Genomic DNA, 17730 nt, shown 5'->3' with positions numbered 1-17730 from the left:
CCCGCTCGCCGGCCCGCTCGCGGACGCCTGCGGCCCCGTCTCCGAGACCCTGTTTTAGGAATTCCTGAAATACGCGAAAGCGAACGGGTTCCGGCGCTGGGCCTCGGGTCGGTGGCCGGCGCGCGCTGGGGGGTGCGGGGCCGGGTCACGCCGGGCCGGGGCCACGCCGGCCGTCGCTACAGACTCGGCGCAACCGCGAGCGACGGCGTGTGCTCGCGCAGGACGCGCGCCCACTCGGCGGCGGAGGCGTCCGCGAGGCCCGAGTCGACGAGCGCGGCGCACAGGCGCTCGAGCTCGGCGTCGACGAGGGCGGCGTAGTCGGGGTGCGCGAGGAAGCGCTCGGCGAGGAGGCGGGCGCCGGCGGCGTCGCCCAGGCCGCTGCGCGTGCCGACCGCGACGTCGAGCGCCCAGTCGACCACCGCGAGGCGGCTCGTCGCCGCGTCGTAGCAGACGTAGGCGTGGCCCGCGGGGGCCCCGGGCGCCTCGTAGTTGTCGACGATCTCCTGGAAGGCGAGGTAGGTGGCGAAGGCCTCGACGTCGAGCGCGGCGTCGATCGCGATGGCGAACGCGGCGTCCTCGGCGCGGGTGAGGCCGGCCAGGACGTCCGCGACCGTGGTGGTGGTGGCGGTGGTGTTCATGACCCTCATCCCACCAACGGCTGCTGAGAGCCCGCTGTGAGGCCGCCGGGTGTTGGTCGGGAGCGGGTCAGCGCATCCCGACCGCGCGGCGCGCGTTCACGGTGCGCACCTGCGAGGGGATCGTGAAGAGGTCGACGACCCAGCCGATGAAGAACAGACCACCGGTAAGCAGCCACAGGACGCCGCGGCCGATCTTGCCCATGTAGAAGTGGTGGACCCCGAACAGGCCGAGGAAGAACCACAGGATGTACGTGATCGCCGTGTCCTTCGGCGGAAGGGGCGTGGGTGCGGTGCTCATCTCGTTCTCCGTGGGGTCCTGGTGGGGGACTCCTTCGAGCGTAGGCCGCGCCGCCCGCCGGCGGTATCGGGGAACGCCCTGATCCTCGCTCCACCCGCGCATCGTCCCGGGGAAAGGCGAAGGCCCCCGTCGCCTCGTGGGCGACGGGGGCCTCTCCCCGGATGGAGCGCGGGCAGACCGCGCTCCCCTCGCGCGCTTAGCGCGAGAAGATCGAACCGAAGATCGAGCCGAACGAGCCGTTGCTCGAGCTCTGGTCGCACGAGCAGCGCTGGTCCTGGGCGACGCCGGCGAGCGCCTGCTCGATGTGCTGACCGCAGCCGGTCCAGGTGGCCTTACCGCACTGGTTGCAGGTGATACGCGAGCACATAGGTGTTCTCCTTCTCGAGGTGACGTGGTGATGCGGCCGGTTCAGGGGGAGGGTCTCCGGCCGCTCGATGTCCATTATGCATACCCCTGGGGGTATGTGTCAAGAGGGACTTTGCTACGGTCGGCATTATGGCCGAGAACGCGACGGAGCAGTCCTACGACCGGATCGTCATGCGCGCGCCGGTGGGCGCGATCCTCGAGGCCGCCACTCCATGGTCGCACGTCCGCGCAATGGTGCCCGAGGACATCCCGTGGCTCGCGGCCGCGGTGTGGGAGTGCTACCCGCGCCGCGGCTCCTTCACCGACTGGGACCGCGTGGTCGAGCTCACCCAGGGCATGTTCAAGAACGAGGCGGGCGAGTTCATGCCCGTCGCGTCCCCGGTCGCCGTGACCGAGGACGGCTACATCGCGGGCGCGGTCACCGTGGTGCACCGGCTCACGCTCAAGGACGACGCGCCCGACTGCCCGTACGTCCTCGACTGCCTCACGCTGCCCGACCACCGCCGCAAGGGCGTCGCCTCCGGGCTGCTGGCGGCGAGCGCCCGCGCGCTCAAGGCCGTGGGCGAGCCCGACCTCGCGCTCACGTGCGACGCGGACAACGAGGGCGCGCTCGCGCTGTACGAGAAGCTCGGCTTCGAGGAGATCATGCGGGGCCCGGCCGGCTCGTGAGACCCGCGCGGTCGGGAGGCGGGACCGCGCGCGGCTAGCGTGGTCCCATGGGATTCCTGTCGAAGGTCTTCGGGGGCCGCAAGCGCGTCGAGCCGTACGACCTCTGGAACGAGGATCAGGACCAGCTCGCCGCGCTCGAGTCGCGCGGCGCCGTCCTCACCGCCCCGCGGGAGTCCGAGTTCTTCCTCGCCTTCACCTCGGAGCCGGGCCTGCGCGCCGCCGCCGACGAGCTCCGCGCGATGCGCGTCACGCACGAGGTCGTCGAGCCCAGCCACGACATCCCCGACTGGATGCTGTTCGTCCGCGCGTACCGCACGCCGCTCGTGCCCGACTTCCTGCGCGAGACCATCGACGTGTGCCAGCGGGTCGCGGACAAGCACGGCGGCGAGTTCGAGGGCTGGGCCGGTCTCCTCACGGACGAGGAGAAGGGCCTCTGATGGGCTACCGCCTGCGCCGGTGGACCGACGCGGACCTGCCGGTGCTCGTCGCCGCCAACGTCCCCGAGATGATGGAGCACCTCGCCGGGCCCGAGAGCGACGCCCGCATCGCGCGCCGCCACGAGCAGTACGTGCGCGGCTGGGACAGCGGGCGGCCGCACATGTTCACCATCCGGAGGGACGATGCGCCGGTCGCGGTCGGCTCGATCGGCTGGTGGGAGTCCGAGTGGGACGGCGAGCCGTGCCTCGAGACCGGCTGGATGGTGCTGCCCGAGTTCCAGCGGCAGGGAGCCGCGACCGCGGGCGTGCGGCTCGTCATCGAGGACGCCCGCGCACACGGGCCGCTGCCGACCCTCATGGCCTGCCCCAACGTCGACAACGCGGCGTCGAACGCGCTGTGCCGGACGGTCGGCTTCACGCACCGCGGCACGCTCGACGACGAGTACCGCGGCGTGCCGATGACCCTCAACGTCTGGACCTACGACCTCAGGGAGACCGCGTGACCGCCGAGTGGACGCGTCCCGACGGGACGCCGCTGCCGCCGCACGCGCTGCGCCGGCTCGAGCGCCGCGCGTGGCGCTGGAAGACCTCGTGGTGGATCCTGCCGCCGCTGCTGACGTTCGGCGTGCTGCCGTGGGTGGGCTACCTGTGGGCGGGCATCAAGACCGCCAGGCCCAAGTACTACGTCTCGGGCGGCATCTGGCTCGCGATCTCGCTGACGTGGGGGCTCATCCTGCCGGCGGCGGCGCCCGGGGCCGTCCCCGTCGTCGCGATGTCGTGCGTCTCGCTCGCGACCATCCAGGCGGTAGTGATGAACCGTCAGTACCTCGTCGAGCGCGCGATCATCGACCTGTAGCGGTGCCCGCGACGCGGTCGCTCAGGCGCCCGCCGCATCGTCCCGCGCGACAGAATCGTCCCGCGCGACCGCATCGTTCCTGATGCCGGCCCACGAGATCGCGCCGGCGACCACCATGAAGACGCCGGTGACGATGGTCGCGCGGTGGAAGCCGTCGAGGTCGAGCTCGCCGCCCACGATCGTGCCGACCATCGCCACCGCGACCAGGCCCGCGATGCGCGCGATCGCGTTGTTGATCGCGCTCGCGATGCCGGACCGGGACGTCTCGATCGCACCGAGGATCGCGGACGTGAGCGGGGCGACCATGAGGGTCAGCCCGATGCCGAACACGACGATGCCGGGCAGCGCCTGCGTCCAATAGGAGAAGTCCTCGGAGATCGCGACGAGCATGAACGAGCCGACTCCCATGACGAGCGGCCCGACCGTCATGAAGAGGCGCGGGCCATACCTCCCGCCGAGCGCGCCCACGCGCGAGCTGAAGACGATCATGAGCACGGTGATCGGCAGCTCGGACAGGCCCGCCGCGGTCGCCGAGAGCCCCGCGCCCTGCTGGAGGTACACGCTCACGATGAAGCCGTTGAGCGCGAGCGCGCCGTACGCGAACCACGTGGTGAGGTTGCCCCAGGCGAAGTTCCGCGCCTTGAAGAGGCCGAGCGGCAGCATCGGGTCGGCGGCGCGGGACTCGCGCCACAGGAACACGGCGAGCGCGAGCACGCCTCCGACCGCCGCGCCGAGGATCGCGGGGTGGTCCCAGCCGAGGTTCGGCTCCTCGACCAGCGCGAAGACGAGCGCGCCGAGCCCGACCGCGCACAGCACCGCGCCCAGGTAGTCGACGGTCGCGTCCGGGCGGCGCACGTCGCGCATGCCGGCGGCCTTGACCCGGGCGAGCAGCACGAGCGTGACCGCGATGGGGATCACGTTGATGCCGAAGGCCCAGCGCCAGGACGCGTAGTCGGTGAGGAGCCCGCCCAGCAGCGGCCCCGCGACGAACGCGCCGGTGGTCGCGCCGGTCCACGTGCCGATCGCCTTCGCCTGCGCGGGCCCGCGGAACGTCGACATGATGAGCGCGAGGCTCGACGGGACGAGGAGCGCACCGGCGACGCCCTGGAGCAGGCGCGCGCCGATGAGGACCCCGCCCGTCGGGGCGAGCGCAATGACCAGCGACATCGCGCCGAAGCCGATCAGCCCGACCGTGAGCACCCTCAGCCGTCCGAACGTGTCGGACAGGGAGCCAGCGACGAGGATGAGCGCGCCGAGCGTGATGAGGTACGCGTCCGTCACCCACTGCTGGAGCGCGATGCCGCCGCCCAGGTCGCGCGCGATCGCGGGCAGCGCGACCGTGACGATGCTGCCGTCGAGGAACGCGACGAAGCTGCCGAGGATCGCGATCCACAGCACCGTGACCTGGGTGGTCGTGGCGGTGGGGGTCGGCTGGGGGGACGATGCGCCGGGTGCCGGGGAGTCGGCCATGCGTTCAGGTTAGGTCGGGACGGGCGGGCGCGTCCGTCAAGCCGCCGTTGACGATGCGGCGGGGGCGGGCGCATGGTGGAGGTCCGCCCCCGCGACCCGAGGAGGGACGATGCGACCGCCGAGCGATCACACGACCACCGACGCCACCGGCACGGAGGGTGCGGCGCCCGCGACGATGAGCGCGCGGCACGCGGCGCATGTGAGGGCGATCGCGGACGCGTCCGCGGGCGTGGACGAGGCGCACGAGCGGCTCGTGACGGTCGTGGCGGAGGCGCGCGAGGCGGGGGAGTCCTGGACAGCGATCGGCGCGGCGCTGGGGACCTCGCGGCAGAACGCGCAGCAGCGGTTCGGGCGCGCCGAGGGGTAGGGGCCGCGGGCTCTCCGGGTGCGGGAGTTCAGGCTTCCGGGCGCGGCCGTCAGGACGCGCGGCGCTCCGGCGGGGTGCGGAGCGCGAACCAGCGGGTGGCGGACTCGCGGGCGTGGTCGGTGAGTACCGTCCACGGGTGGGGCATCTCGCCGCGCTCGCGGATCTCACGGTCGAGGTAGTCGCGCAGCAGCCACACGTCGGCGGGGTCCGAGGCGGGGCCGACGCGGAGCGTCTCGGTGAGGCGGCGCGTGCTGAAGCCGAGGTCGCGGGCGACGTCCTCGCGGGTGATGCCCGACCGCTCGAGGTTGGCGGTGAGCTCGAGACCGGTACGGGCGATCTCGGTCCGGTTGAGCGACATGCGGGCTCCTTCAACTCGTCGGCGACGCTGCCGACTGCTCGCGGTGAGCCATACGAGGATGCCACCGATTTCGACCGCTCGTGACCACCCGCGCGACGGCCCTGGTAGGAGGGTGTGACGGGTGTGGTTGCGGCACGCTCCCGCTATTGATGCATCTTGAGGCGGGGGCGCACGTTCCTGCATGAATAGCGGGAGCGTCGCGCACCCACCCTTCCCCTGCCGCGCAGCGGGCCCGCCCGGCGCGGCCCATCTTTTGACACGCCCCCACCCCGGTGCGAGCCTGAGTGAGGCGGTTCCCCGGCTGCCCGCTGCGAGACCGCTGAGCGCTATCGGCAAAGAGAGCCTCAGGGGGAATCATGCCGATCGATTCGCAGTTCAGCGTCGCCGACGTCCTCAGCCGCGGCCTCGCCGCCGTCCCCGACATCCTCGACCGCCTGCCCGACTCCGCCGGCGCCTCGCGCGCGGACGTCGACCTCGTGGTGAAGGACGCCTTCGACCGCGCGGACGTCGTCGGGCTCGCGCCCGGGCTCGTCGACGCGATCCTCGTCGCGACGGACCCGCTCGGCCGCGCCACGGCGCTCATCGCCGCGAAGTACGCGGACCTCGGGGGCGGGGGAGGCGTCCTCGGCGCGACGTCCGGCGCCGTCTCCGCGTGCCCCGACGGCTTCGGCTACTACCGGCACTTCCGCCACGGCTCGATCTTCTGGCATCCCGCCGCGGGGGCGCACGAGGTGCACGGCCCGATCCGCGCCAAGTGGGCGGCGCTCGGGTGGGAGCGCAGCGTCCTCGGGTACCCGACGAGCGACCAGAAGGTCGGCAGCGACGATGCGCGCAAGGGGGCGTACAACACCTTCCAGGGCGGCGCCATCCACTGGTACCCGGTGGGGATCGGCGGGCTCGTGAGCGGCTTCGACCGGCTCGACAGCACGGTCACCGCGACCGTCCTCGGGTCCGGCGGCGTCCGCGGGGGCGCGCTCGGCACGCTCGGCGCCGGCACCGTGGCGGCAGCCGCCAGCGCAGGCGCCGCGACCGTGAGCATCAGCCCCGTCGCGAGCGAGGCGTCCGGCACCCTCGCATCGGCGGCCGCGACCAGCCTCGCCGCGTCGAGCGCCGGCTCCTCGCGCCTGGCCTTCTCCGCGGTCGACACCGCCGCGCTCGAGGTGGGGGAGCTGGTGGGGCGGCTGTCCGACATCGGCGACCGCACCACGGTCGTGCTGCCGGGCGACCAGGCGACGGTGCTGGGCTCGGACGCGGGCGCCTTCGAGGTGCACGGGGCGATCGGGATCCACTATCGCGCGCTCGGCGGGTCCGGAAGCGTGCTCGGCTACCCGACCACCGACGAGACCGCCACCCCCGACGGCCGCGGCCGCTTCAACCACTTCCAGGCGGGTTCCATCTACTGGACGTCCGCGACCGGCGCTCACGAGGTGCACGGGCTCATCTCCGCGTACTGGGCCTCCGCGGGCTACGAGCGCAACGCCGCGCTCGGCTACCCCATCACCGACGAGCTCATCCCCGACCGGCGCATCGGACACCGCTTCCCCGAGCTCAAGAAGAAGCTCGGCCTCCCGCCCGACGTCATCAAGCTGCCCGCGGAGGCGGTGCTGTCGGGCTTCTCGCCCGCGGTGTCGAACCTGCCGGTCGGCGACGTCGTCGTGGTGCCGGACGAGGCGGCCGCGAGCCCCGCCCGCGGCGCAGCCACGCGCCGCGCCGCCCGCACCGCCCTGTCCGGGGCGACCGTCTCCCGCGCCGCATCGTCCGCCCGCGCCGCCGCGACCGAGGCGATCGTCGCATCGTCCGCCGCCTCGCGGGTGGGGGAGGCGGTGGGCGGGCTGCGGCCCGGCGTGGGCTCCATCCTCCACATCGACCCGGACCTCATCGCGGCGCGCAGCCCGTCCAGCCCGGCGCCGACGTCGAGCCCCAACCGCTTCGGCGACTTCGAGAACGGTGTCGTGTTCTGGAAGCGCGGCGCGACCGCCGCGCGGCCGCTGCAGCCGTGGGCCAGCGCCGACGACGGGCGGTCGATGCGCCGCACGCCCGCGGAGGTGGTCGCGGCCTTCGAGACGCTGCTCAAGCCCGCGCTCGCGGGGATGAACGGCGCGACCTACGGCGGCGCCGTGTTCACGGGGGTCACCGGGTACTCGTACGACGGCGCGAGCGTGCACAACCGGGCCCACCGGCTGCGCGCCACGGTGCGGGCGACGCAGAGCATCGGCGGGCTGCTCGGCACCAGCGTCGACGTGCCCGTCGACGTGCCGCTCGAGCTGCACGTCGAGACCGCGTACGCCCCGGACCTGCGCTCGGTGGTGGTGTACCTCGCCGGGTGGAGCGTCGCGAGCATGAGTGGCCTCACGGCCTCGCCGCCGCTCGAGCGCCAGCTCCATCCCCGCCTCGACACGCTGCTGTACAAGCGCGCGGGCCTCATCGAGATCCCCGACACCAACGGCGGCGAGCCGATCGCGCTGCTGTCCGCGAAGACGCTCACGGACGGCTCCGTGGTGGTCTTCATCGAGCCCGACGACCCGCTCGTCGTCGTGGGCACCGTCGATCGGATCACGGACTTCCTGCCCCACCTGGGCGTCCTTCACCCGTGAGCCTCGGCAGGAAGGTAACGCAGCCATGCCTGACACCCCGATCACCGAGAGCCGCATCGCGACGCTCACGTCCATCCCGCTCAACGACGTCGACGCCGCCGCCTCCGCGCTGAGGGCGAAGCGAGCGGCGGCCAGCGAGTTCGGCCCGACCTTCGCGCGGCTCGCCGCGACCGACGTGGGCGCCGCCGCCCGCTTCTCGCGCGCCTTCGTCGCGTCGATCGACACCCGCGACCAGGCGCGGCAGCTCTTCGACGAGGTCGCGCGGGCGAAGGCGCCCGACCGGCTCGCGGTGCTCGCCGCGAACCGCGACCCGGAGGCCGCACGCGCCGTCGTCACGGGCGTCGCGCTGCTCGAACGGGCGCCCGCCGCGGTGGTGATGCGCGACTTCCTCATGCCGGCCGGGACGCGGGACGATGCGGCGCTCGCCGCCGTAGCGGACTGGCTGGCCGAGGCGGGGGCCGAGCTGCGGGCGCGCGGCATCGCGCTGCCGCCCACCGAGGCGGAGCACGACTTCAACCCGTTCGGGTGGGTCGGCGACGTCGTCGACGCGATCGGCGGCGTGGTGGACTCCATCGTCGACGCCATCGGGGACGGCATCCAGGCGCTGGGCGAGGTGCTGTCGTCGATCGCGGACTGGGCCGCGAGCAAGGTCGCGGACCTCGTCCGCTCGGCGCTCCAGGCGGGCGCGACGCTCGGCGACCTCGTGCTCGGCGCGGTCGAGGCGGGCACGGACATCCTGCGCAAGATCGTGCGCGGCATCCTCGACGTCGGCAAGGCGATCGGCGACGTCCTGGGGGCCGCCGCATCGTTCGCCGCCGACGCCCTCAACCAGGTGATGAGCGCGATCCTCGCGATCGGGCAGACCGTCGCCGCCGTCATGGGCTGGCTCGTCGGCAAGGCGCTCGACGTGATCGGCAGGATCACGCAGGCGCTGCTCGCGATCGGCCAGGCGATCGGCACGGTGCTCCAGCAGGCGTTCGCGTTCGGCAGCGCGCTGCTGGTGAGCGTGGTGCGGGCGCTCGTCGCGGTGGGCCGCGCGATCGGGGAGATCCTCGTCGCGGCCGTCGCCCAGCCGGCGAACCTGCTCGACACGATCGTGCGCACCGCGCGCGACCTGGGCACCACGCTGTCGGGCATCGTGCAGGACGTCGCGCAGCGCGGCGTCCAGTTCGTGCGGGCGGTCGCACGCTCGATCGGCCGCATCGCGGGCACGCTCGTCGAGCTCGCGGGCTACCTCGCGCAGGCCGCCGTCGACGTGGTCCGCGAGGTCGTCGCCGGGATGCTCGACGTCGGGCGCATCCTGGGCGACCTCATCGCCGGGGTGGCCGCCGCGGGCTTCGCGGCCGTGCGCAAGATCGTCGCCGCGGCCTTCGAGCTGGGGCGTACGCTCCTCGAGGTCGCGCGGGACCTCGTCAACCTCGTGGGCAAGGCGCTCGTGAACGCCGTCAAGGCGGCGTTCGAGCTCGGCAAGACCGTCGCCGACTTCGCCCTCGCGACGATGGCCACCGGCTGGGACCTCGCGCGCAGGCTGGTCGACGCCGCGATCAAGGCAGGGACCGCGGTCGCGTCGCTGCTCACCAACGCCCTCCAGCAGGGCTACCTCGTCTTCCGGCGCGTGCTCAAGGCGGTGTTCGCGGCCACGGGCCCGATCGGCGCCGCGCTCGACTGGCTGCTCACCCAGGCCGAGGACATCGCCGACCTCGCGTGGCGCACCGCCGTCGAGATGCTGCAGTCGCTGGGCCGCAGGATCGGCGAGGTGCTCGACTGGGCCTTCGCCAAGGGCATCGCGGTCCTCAAGGACGTGGTCGCCGCGATCGAGGCGCAGGGGATGGTGATCGCGGACGTCATCGAGTGGGCGGTGTCCGCGGGCGCGGAGGCCCTGGAGTTCATCGCCGAGGCGCTCGTCAAGGCCGGCCACACGATCGACGGCGTGCTCGCGTGGGTCGAGCACAGCGGCATCCCCGCGATCGCCGCCGCGGTCAAGGGCATGCTCGCGGCCGGCGCGACGGCGCTCGACCTGCTCGCGTGGGCCGTCAAGCGGTCCATCGAGGTGGTGGTCGAGACGGTGCGGGCGCTGCTCGACGGCGGCGCGATCCTCGCGGACCTGCTGCTCGCGACGCTCGCCAACCCCGGCGACGCCTTCTCCAACCTGGTCGAGGCGCTCGACCAGCTGGGCCGCACCATGAAGGAGCTCTTCGAGGTCGCGATCGTGCAGCCCACGGAGGACCTGGCCCGCAAGCTCGTCGACACGTTCCGCCAGCTGGGCCGCACCGCGCTCGAGGTGCTCGAGGCCGCGGCGCTCGCGGGCCTCGCCGCCGTCGCGCTCGCCTTCACGCTCATCCTCGAGTGGTTCCCCGGCGAGTACCGGCCGCTCACGCAGCCCGAGCGGGACATGGCGGAGGACGTCTTCGGCACGTCGATCCCGCTCGACGAGGTGCGGCTCGCGGTGCTGTCGCTGCCCGTCGACCTCATCCAGTGGGCCAACGGCGAGCGACCCTTCACCACGATGAAGCTCATCAACTTCGCGTCCTGGAACGTGCTCACGCCCGACACCCTCATCCACGAGCTCACGCACGTGTGGCAGGGCGTCGTCACCGGGCCCATCTACATGATCGAGGCGCTCGAGGCGCAGCTCGTGGGCGAGGGATACAACTACGGCTACACGGGCGACGCGGCCGGCGAGACGTTCGGCGCGGGCGGCGAGGACGACCTCAACGCCGCGGCCGGCGACCTCTCGCAGTTCAACCGCGAGCAGCAGGCGCAGATCGTCATGCACTACTGGCGCCGGAAGTTCGGCGAGGTGCCCGCGCTCGACACCACCGCGTGGCAGCCCTACGCCGATGTCGTCCACGCGTGACCGGCTGCTGGTCCTCGGGACCGCGGCGGCGCTCGAGCAGGCCGCGCCCCTGATCGCCGCCCACGCCGCGGTCCGCAGGGTCGAGGCGGTCGAGGTGGGTCCGCGCGTCGTCCACCTCGCCGCGCGGCTGCCCGACAAGCGCGCCACCGCAGCGATCATCCTCGCGCCCGCCGACCGCCCCATCGCAGACGTGGTCGACGGGCCCTTCATCGAGCGGGGCGGGCGGCCCGTCCCGGTGGGCGTGATGCCGGACGATGCGCGGGCCATGCGGGCGGCGGCGGTCGCCCAGGCGCGGGTCGCGCCGGGCACGCGGCTCGGCGCGGGGCCGATCGCGCTGCTGTCGAGCCGCGAGTCGCACGTGCGCGAGCGCGCCGAGGAGCTCGCGGCGCTGCTTCACGACGGGGACGTCCCGTTCCGCGACCTTCCCACGGGGCGCCTGCGCCGCCGCGAGCTGCTGGTTGCGCTCGCGGCGGGGCCGGGCGTGGTGCTCTACACGGGGCTCGGCACGCCCGTGGGGTGGGCCGGCTACGGCGGTGTCGAGGCGTGGCAGCTCGAGGACCCCGAGGCCGAGCCCGTCGGCGCCGCGATCTCGCTGTCCTGCTCGGGCGCGCAGCGGCGCGGCTCGCGGCACGGGATCTGCGAGGAGCTGGTCGAGCGCGGCGTCGCGGCGAGCGCGCTCGGGGCCATCGGCATGGTCGCGCGCGACGACGACCGCGCGCTCGGGCTCGCGATCGCCGGCCGGATCCTCGGGGGCGCGGCCACCCTCGCCGAGGCCCTCGACCCGGCGTGGGAGGAGCTCGCCGACTTCCGCATCTGCGGCGACCCGCTCGCGCCCTTCGTGGGGGCGCGCGGCTCGCGCGCCGCGCTGCGCCGCGCGTACGCGCCGGCCGTGGGGGACAGCCTGCCGCCCGTCGACTGGTCCACGGTTGCGCCCGGGTAGCCGCGCATCGTCCCGCGGCACGCCGCCGCGCCGCTAAGGTTTCTCGCACACGCGCAGAGAAGGGGCCGACGTGGCGAAGCTGTACTTCCGATACGGGGCGATGAACTCGTCCAAGACGGCGCTGCTGCTCACCGCGGCCTACAACTACGAGGAGCGCGCGCAGCACCCCGTCATCGTGAAGCCGGGCGTCGACACCAAGGCCGGCGAGGCGGTGTCCTCGCGCATCGGCGTCGAGCGCGCCGTCGACGTGCTGCTCGACTCCGAGGACTCGATGCTCGAGGCCCTGCGCGCGCACCGCGACCTCGACGCGATCGACGCGATCTTCGTCGACGAGGCCCAGTTCCTCACGCCCGCGCAGGTGGACGAGGCGTTCGTCATCGCGGTCCGGCACGGGATCCCGGTGCTCTGCTACGGGTTGCGCGGCGACTTCATGACGCGCTCGTTCCCCGGCTCGCTGCGCCTGCTCGAGATCGCGCACTCGATCGAGGAGCTCAAGACCATCTGCCGATGCGGCTCGAAGGCGATCTTCAACGGCCGCGTGGTCGGCGGCGTGTTCGTCAGCCACGGCGAGCAGGTTGCGATCGACGGCCAGCAGGCCGACTACGAGTCGCTGTGCGGCCGCTGCTACCTCGAGAAGGTCGGCCCGGTGCAGGCCGCGGGCGCGCCCGAGCGCGAGGCCGGCGCGGCGCTCTTCTAGTTCTCGCGCAGGTGCCCTAGCGCCCCTGCAGGTCCCCGGCCGCGCCGGCGACGACGTGTCCGCCGCGCGCCCATTCGGCGGCGTGGCGCGCGCACAGGATCGCCACCGAGCCGAGGTCCGCGACCGTGCGGTCGTGGACGATCCACAGCGCATCCGTGCGGACGGCGGCGCTGTCTGCGCCGCACGCGACGCATCGTCCGGTCGCGCGGACGATGTCGGCGAGCGCCAGCACGTCCGCGTAGTTGTCGAGGCTCAGGTGGGTCCGGTTCTCGAGGGTGTCGGTCATGGGCGACTCCCGGGTGCGCATCGTTCCTGGTAGGGGCAGTTCCACCGTAGGCAGGGCGATCGCGGGGTCGCGCGGGGCCAACGTCCCGGCTCGTGGATGCATCAACCGGTGGACGTCAGGTGGTCCGTGTGGACCCAGTCGGAGGCGTGGTGCGCGCAGAGCAGCGTGAGGCCGCTGGTGTCCTCCCCGGACTGGTCGTGGACGAGCCACAGCGAGTCGGTGCGATAGGGCAGCGACTCGGGGCCGCAGGCGTTGCACGTGCCGGTCGCGCGGACGATGCCGGCGAGGGCGAGGAGGTCGGCGTAGTTGTCGAGGCTCAGGTTCTGGCGCTCGGGGGCGTGGATCATGCAGGAATCCCAGTTCTGTACGTCATTGTCGTCGTGGGCGCAGAACACGATACCGGCACGCGGGGACCGGCGGTGGGGCCTTGGTCCCTGGATCGGGTCGCTGGTCCCGTCACTCGCAGTTCGCGCAGCCGCCGGTGAGGGGCATCTGCATGAAGCACGTGGGGCAGATCTGGTGCGCGGGCGGCTCCGCGGCCCGGCGGCCGGGGCGCCTGGCGGCGCGCGCATCGTCCCGCCACTCGGCGAGGTGGAGGTCGCAGTAGAGCCGGCTGGAGCCCTTGTCGCTGCCGGCCTGGCGGTACTTGATGAGCGAGAGCCTCTGCGGCGGCAGGGGCTCGGACTCGAGGCCGCAGAGCGTGCAGTGCGCGGCGTCGCGGACGGTGCCGGCGCGCGTGAGGAGCTCCGCGTAGTTGTGGGGACTGTCGTAGTCGATGAGGTCGCGGACGTCGGTCATGGACGCTCTGCTTTCCTGCGGGGCCCTGAGGGGGGATGGGCCTCTGGGGTCAGGGTAGGTCGGCGTCCGGCGTGTCGGGAAGAGCGGTGAGCAGATGTTCACCTGGAGGCGTGGGAGCGCGGCTTGTCGGGGGTGACGGGTGTGCCGGGTGTGTCGGCGCGGGCGCGGTGGTCGCTGCGGGCTGTTTTAGGAATTCCTGAAATAGGTCGACGCGAGCGGGGTGTGGGCGCGGGGTGCCGGGCGCGCCCTCAGGCGGCGAGGGCGATGTGGCCGTTCTCGGCCCAGTCGGCGGCGTGGCGGACGCACAGGAGGGAGGCGCCGCTGAACTCCTCGCCATGGGCGTCGTGCGCGAGCCAGAGGGCCTCCGGGCGCAGCGGGGCGCTGTCGGGGCCGCAGGCGGAGCAGACGGCGGTGTCGCGGACGATGCCGCCGAGCGCGAGGAGGTCGGCGTAGTTGTCGAGGCTCAGGTGCGGCTGCGCGGCGGCGGCGATCATCGTGGGTGTCAGCTCCGTAGGTTCCGGCCCTCGGGGTGCCGAGGACGCTTCCGGCCTCGGCGCTCGGGCCGCGGCGATGTCTCCAACCCGGGTGTCATGGCAGCTATTCCCAAGTCTGGGCAAAGAGCGCCGAAAAACGTTGTCATGCGCGCTGGTGGCGGACGGGGCCGGCCTTGCCGGGGCGCTACGGCTTCCGCGGACCTTCGAGTGTGCGGTCGAGGGTGGCGACAAGCGGCGGGATGTCATCGCGAAGCGTGGCGACCACGACCTCCCGTTCGACGCGTGCATAGGTGTGTGCGATGCGGTTCCACATGCCCTACATCGCAGCTCATGAGGCTCCGAACAGTGCGTGGCGCGACCCGGGGGACAGGCCGTTGAGCGCCTCGATGCCGGCGGCGATCCGCATGCAGATCGCGTCGAGATGCACCTGCTCGAGCGGGGCGTGCTGCCCGTACTCGAGCGCGGTCGCGAGGTGGCGGCGCGCGTCGCGGAGGCGCTCGGCCTCGGTCCTTGTCACAGCGGGATCGCCTCGGCGAGGATCCGGACCCGGAGGTCGTCGCGCAGCGAGGACTCGGGCACGAGGTCGACCCTCATCCCGAGCAGTGCCGTCAGCCGTTGCTCCACGGCGGAGAGCTCCATGAGGCTCAGGGGCTCGCGCATCTCGAACAGAAGGTCCACGTCCGAGCCCGGGCCGTCGGTGCCCGCGGCGGTCGAGCCGAAGACGCGGACGTTGCGGCCGCCGACGGCGCTCACCTCCTCGCGCACCCGCGTGGACTGTGCGCGCAGCCGACGCGCATGAGGCGTGGTGCCGTGGAAGCGCAGGAGCCGGTTGACCTCGGGCTGGCTGCGGCCGATCTCGCCGGCGATCGCGGCCTGGGTCATGCCTGCTGCGTAGGCGCGCCGGACGGCAGCGACGAGCTCGCGGCGCGCCTCCTCGACCATCGCGTCGCAGCGCACGGCGACGTCACGCAGGCTCTCGGACATGACGTCGACTATAGCAATTGCTATCAAATCGGAGGCGGTGCTGTGGAGAGCCGGCGCGCTGCCGTCGCCGCGCATCGTCCGGCCTGTCGCACCCCGCACCTAGACTCGTGCGCATGGCTGAGCAGGTGGACGACGGCGCGCTCGCGCACCTCAACCCCGCCCAGCGCGAGGCCGTGCTGACCGAGGCGCGCCACAACCTCGTCCTCGCGGGCGCCGGCACGGGCAAGACCACCACGATCGTCGCCCGCATCCGCCACCTCATCCGCAACGGCACGCCCCCGGACCGCATCCTCGCGATCACCTTCACCCGCCGCGCCGCCGCCGAGATCCGCTCCCGCGTCCAGGGGGACGCCGCCACCGCATCGTCCACCCAGGGCGTCGCCGCCGTGACCTTCCACGGGTGGGCCATGCGCGAGGTGCGGGGCGCTCCCGACGTGTTCGGCTACGAGGGCTGGAGCGTGCTCGACCAGGAGGACCAGCAGCAGGTGATGCGCGGCGTGCTCGGGCGCGGCAAGCGGGTCGAGGGGCTCAAGGCGGCGCAGATCGTCGACGTGCTGTCCTTCGCGCACAACACGCGCCGCACCCTCGCGGACGCGATCCGGGTCAAGTTCCCCGACGACGCCATCGACGCCAAGGCCATCGGCGCCGCCGTGCGCGCCTACGAGCAGCGCAAGCAGGAGCGGCGCTACCTCACCTACGACGACATCCTGCGGGTCTTCGCCGCGCGGCTCGCGGACGACGCGGTGGCGGAGTGGGTGGGCTCGCACTACGACGAGATCCTCGTGGACGAGATGCAGGACACCAACCCGCTGCAGTGGCAGATCATCGACCCGCTCGTGCCGCACACGCGGTTCTACTGCGTCGGCGACGACGCGCAGTCGATCTACGGCTTCCGCGGCGCCGACTTCGCGTCGATCCACTCGTTCCGCGACCGCGTGCCCGGCGCGCGGGTGCTCAAGCTCGAGGACAACTACCGGTCCACGCAGGAGATCCTCGACCTGTCGAACTGGCTGCTCGCGGAGTCGCCGCTCGGGTACGACAAGAAGCTGCGCGCGGTCCGGGGCAAGGGCGCAAAGCCCGAGCTGCACTCGTTCGAGACGCCGCAGGACGAGGCCGGCTTCATCTGCGCGGAGATGCTGCGCGCGCGCCGCGACGAGCTGCCGTGGGCGACCCACCTCGTGCTGGTGCGCACCAACTACTCGGGGCGCGCGATCGAGGCGCGGCTGGTCGAGAACGACATCCCGTACGTGTTCTTCGGGGGAGTGAAGCTCCTGGAAAGCGCCCACGTCCGCGACGTGCTGTCGGCGCTGCGCGTGGTCGCGAACCCCGACGACGAGGTCGCCTGGATGCGGCTGCTCACCCTCGTACCGCGCGTGGGGGACGTGACGGCGGCGCGCGCGTTCGACTCGTTCCTGTCGGCGCGCTCGGGCGGGGCGTCCGCCCGGGAGGCGCGCGCATCGGCCCTCGCGGGCATGCCGGCATGGCTGGCGGCGGGGCTCGACGCGATCGAGGAGGCGGCCACGCGGGTGGACGATGCGGTGGGCCGGGCCGCGGCGATGCTGCAGCCGGTGCTCGCGCACAAGTACCGCAACGAGAACTGGGAGGCCCGCGCCCGCGACCTCGTGCACGTCGAGCGGCTGGCGGCGTCGCGGCGGTCGATCCTCGAGTTCCTCGAGGAGTACATCCTGTCGCCGGTGTTCACGTCGGAGATGGAGCCGGAGTCGCAGCAGGACCACGTCATCGTGTCGACGGTGCACTCGGCGAAGGGGCTCGAGCGGGACTGGGCGTTCGTCGCGGGGGCGTCGGCGGGGTCGTACCCCTCGGCGCGAGCGCTCGGGGACCTCGACGAGGTCGAGGAGGAGCGGCGCGTCCTCTACGTCGCGCTGACGCGTGCGCGGGACCGGCTGGTGGTGACGCGGACCGTGTCGCACACGCCGGTGCGGGCGTGGATGGGGTCGGCCGGCATGGATGTCCTCGAGGACGCGTACTTCCTCAACACGCTGCCCGAGCGGCTGGTCGAGGAGGTGCCGCACGTGGTCGCGCGGCCGGCGCGGCCGGCGCCGCCGCCGGGGCTGTCGGCGCCGGCCGAGGTGGACCTGTCGATCGACCTCGGGGATCTCGAGTAGGCCCTCCGGCCCTGCGGAAGGCGGGGTGGGCGTGAGATCCTCAGGGGTGAACACTGTCCCCCTCATCCCGCTCGAGGCTGCCATGGAGCAGCTCAAGATCGCAGAAGAATCCCGGCCGCTGGTGCGCCAGATCGCCCTCAGAGCAGGGGTGATCGGCTGCGAGGTCAAGTCCAGCTACATCAAGGCGATGCGCGAGGACGGGCTTCACCCGCTCCACATCGGCAAGCGGTCGACGGAGTGGTTCGGCTCGCGGCGCGAGGCGATCGCGGCCTCTGACCTGCCCGACCGGGTGCGCGACAAGACCCACGGCAACGGCATGGTCAACTGGGCCGTCGACTTCCCGGTGACGCGCCGCAGCATGAGCCCGGGCGTGCAGAAGAAGATCACGCCCGCGACCGGCGCCGAGGAGAAGAGCTACGGCGTGTGCGAGGTGTGCTGGCAGGCGCGGACGCCTTCCGGCTCGTGCGGGTGCGACGAGTAGGTCTCGCGCTTTCG

Annotated in this window: 23 protein-coding genes; 11 read left to right on the top strand and 12 right to left on the bottom strand. The window is 72.9% G+C overall.

Annotated features, from left to right (window positions below; translation table 11 throughout):
* Positions 1-176: 176 nt before the first annotated feature.
* The 3 genes from AOM07_RS00730 to AOM07_RS14870 all read right to left on the bottom strand — a co-directional run bounded on the left by AOM07_RS00730 (position 177) and on the right by AOM07_RS14870 (position 1303).
* Positions 177-638: a CotH kinase family protein gene (locus tag AOM07_RS00730; RefSeq protein ID WP_062310297.1), complete on the bottom strand. Its 462-nt coding sequence runs from the start codon at positions 636-638 to the stop codon at positions 177-179.
* Positions 639-705: 67 nt separating this feature from the next.
* A complete protein-coding gene (locus AOM07_RS00725; protein WP_062310295.1) occupies positions 706-936 on the bottom strand; it encodes an NINE protein in 231 nt (76 codons plus the stop codon).
* Positions 937-1132: 196 nt separating this feature from the next.
* A complete protein-coding gene (locus AOM07_RS14870) occupies positions 1133-1303 on the bottom strand; it encodes a DUF8730 family Cys-rich protein (RefSeq protein ID WP_169748102.1) in 171 nt (56 codons plus the stop codon).
* 128 nt (positions 1304-1431) lie between these two features.
* Between AOM07_RS14870 and AOM07_RS00720 the strand changes: the two genes are divergently transcribed.
* From AOM07_RS00720 to AOM07_RS00705, 4 genes are read left to right on the top strand one after another with little or no spacing between them, the layout of a single operon-like run.
* Positions 1432-1971: a GNAT family N-acetyltransferase gene (locus AOM07_RS00720; protein ID WP_062310293.1), complete on the top strand. Its 540-nt coding sequence runs from the start codon at positions 1432-1434 to the stop codon at positions 1969-1971.
* A 47-nt stretch (positions 1972-2018) separates the two neighbouring features.
* A complete protein-coding gene (locus tag AOM07_RS00715) occupies positions 2019-2408 on the top strand; it encodes a ribonuclease E inhibitor RraB (RefSeq protein ID WP_062310291.1) in 390 nt (129 codons plus the stop codon).
* Positions 2408-2911, top strand: coding sequence for a GNAT family N-acetyltransferase (locus AOM07_RS00710; RefSeq protein ID WP_062310289.1), 504 nt, complete (start codon positions 2408-2410; stop codon positions 2909-2911). The genes AOM07_RS00715 and AOM07_RS00710 overlap by 1 nt, the downstream gene beginning before the upstream one ends.
* Positions 2908-3264 (top strand): hypothetical protein, encoded by a 357-nt coding sequence (locus AOM07_RS00705; protein WP_062310286.1) that lies wholly within the window; start codon positions 2908-2910, stop codon positions 3262-3264. The genes AOM07_RS00710 and AOM07_RS00705 overlap by 4 nt, the downstream gene beginning before the upstream one ends.
* 21 nt (positions 3265-3285) lie before the next feature.
* On the opposite strand, the gene AOM07_RS00700 is transcribed toward AOM07_RS00705, so the two are convergent.
* A complete protein-coding gene (locus tag AOM07_RS00700; protein ID WP_084829991.1) occupies positions 3286-4734 on the bottom strand; it encodes an MFS transporter in 1449 nt (482 codons plus the stop codon).
* Positions 4735-4843: 109 nt separating this feature from the next.
* Here AOM07_RS00700 and AOM07_RS00695 point away from each other — a divergent pair, with 109 nt between their 5' ends.
* A complete protein-coding gene (locus AOM07_RS00695; protein WP_062310284.1) occupies positions 4844-5101 on the top strand; it encodes a hypothetical protein in 258 nt (85 codons plus the stop codon).
* Positions 5102-5150: 49 nt separating this feature from the next.
* On the opposite strand, the gene AOM07_RS14865 is transcribed toward AOM07_RS00695, so the two are convergent.
* Complete coding sequence (locus AOM07_RS14865; RefSeq protein ID WP_062310280.1) at positions 5151-5459, bottom strand: DUF2316 family protein; 309 nt, start codon at positions 5457-5459, stop codon at positions 5151-5153.
* A gap of 356 nt (positions 5460-5815) precedes the next feature.
* On the opposite strand from AOM07_RS14865, the gene AOM07_RS15010 reads away from it, so the two are divergent.
* The 4 genes from AOM07_RS15010 (at position 5816) to AOM07_RS00670 (ending at position 12547) form a co-directional block, all read left to right on the top strand.
* Positions 5816-8053: an LGFP repeat-containing protein gene (locus AOM07_RS15010; protein WP_062310278.1), complete on the top strand. Its 2238-nt coding sequence runs from the start codon at positions 5816-5818 to the stop codon at positions 8051-8053.
* A 25-nt stretch (positions 8054-8078) separates the two neighbouring features.
* On the top strand, positions 8079-10910 hold the full coding sequence (locus AOM07_RS00680; RefSeq protein WP_062310276.1) for a hypothetical protein: 2832 nt from the start codon (positions 8079-8081) through the stop codon (positions 10908-10910).
* Entirely contained in the window at positions 10894-11850 is a 957-nt protein-coding gene (locus AOM07_RS00675; protein ID WP_062310273.1) for a Rossmann-fold NAD(P)-binding domain-containing protein, read from the top strand. The genes AOM07_RS00680 and AOM07_RS00675 overlap by 17 nt, the downstream gene beginning before the upstream one ends.
* A 70-nt stretch (positions 11851-11920) precedes the next feature.
* Positions 11921-12547, top strand: a complete 627-nt coding sequence (locus AOM07_RS00670) for a thymidine kinase (RefSeq protein ID WP_062310270.1) — start codon at positions 11921-11923, stop codon at positions 12545-12547.
* A gap of 16 nt (positions 12548-12563) precedes the next feature.
* Here the strand turns inward: AOM07_RS00670 and AOM07_RS00665 are convergent, their stop codons facing one another.
* From AOM07_RS00665 to AOM07_RS00640, 7 genes are all read right to left on the bottom strand, one after another.
* Positions 12564-12833, bottom strand: a complete 270-nt coding sequence (locus tag AOM07_RS00665) for a hypothetical protein (protein ID WP_062310269.1) — start codon at positions 12831-12833, stop codon at positions 12564-12566.
* Positions 12834-12934: 101 nt separating this feature from the next.
* On the bottom strand, positions 12935-13180 hold the full coding sequence (locus AOM07_RS00660; protein WP_062310266.1) for a hypothetical protein: 246 nt from the start codon (positions 13178-13180) through the stop codon (positions 12935-12937).
* Positions 13181-13289: 109 nt separating this feature from the next.
* A complete protein-coding gene (locus tag AOM07_RS00655; RefSeq protein WP_062310263.1) occupies positions 13290-13631 on the bottom strand; it encodes a hypothetical protein in 342 nt (113 codons plus the stop codon).
* Between the two features lie 248 nt (positions 13632-13879).
* A complete protein-coding gene (locus tag AOM07_RS00650; protein WP_062310260.1) occupies positions 13880-14125 on the bottom strand; it encodes a hypothetical protein in 246 nt (81 codons plus the stop codon).
* Positions 14126-14309: 184 nt separating this feature from the next.
* Positions 14310-14438, bottom strand: coding sequence for a ribonuclease HepT family protein (locus tag AOM07_RS15180; protein ID WP_369401188.1), 129 nt, complete (start codon positions 14436-14438; stop codon positions 14310-14312).
* A gap of 15 nt (positions 14439-14453) precedes the next feature.
* Positions 14454-14642 carry a hypothetical protein gene (locus tag AOM07_RS00645; RefSeq protein ID WP_062310256.1) on the bottom strand — a complete coding sequence of 63 codons (189 nt, stop codon included), beginning with the start codon at positions 14640-14642 and terminating at the stop codon, positions 14454-14456.
* Positions 14639-15109 (bottom strand): nucleotidyltransferase family protein, encoded by a 471-nt coding sequence (locus AOM07_RS00640; protein WP_062310253.1) that lies wholly within the window; start codon positions 15107-15109, stop codon positions 14639-14641. Before AOM07_RS00640 ends, AOM07_RS00645 begins: the two co-directional genes overlap by 4 nt.
* A gap of 113 nt (positions 15110-15222) precedes the next feature.
* On the opposite strand from AOM07_RS00640, the gene AOM07_RS00635 reads away from it, so the two are divergent.
* Positions 15223-17235 carry an ATP-dependent helicase gene (locus AOM07_RS00635; RefSeq protein WP_062310250.1) on the top strand — a complete coding sequence of 671 codons (2013 nt, stop codon included), beginning with the start codon at positions 15223-15225 and terminating at the stop codon, positions 17233-17235.
* 46 nt (positions 17236-17281) lie between these two features.
* Complete coding sequence (locus AOM07_RS00630) at positions 17282-17716, top strand: hypothetical protein (RefSeq protein ID WP_156165366.1); 435 nt, start codon at positions 17282-17284, stop codon at positions 17714-17716.
* Positions 17717-17730: the final 14 nt, after the last annotated feature.

This window comes from Demequina rhizosphaerae (genome assembly GCF_000971255.1).
GTDB lineage: Bacteria > Actinomycetota > Actinomycetes > Actinomycetales > Demequinaceae > Demequina > Demequina rhizosphaerae.
Note: the sequence above shows the minus strand (reverse complement) of the source record. Positions and strands in the feature narration are given on the sequence as shown.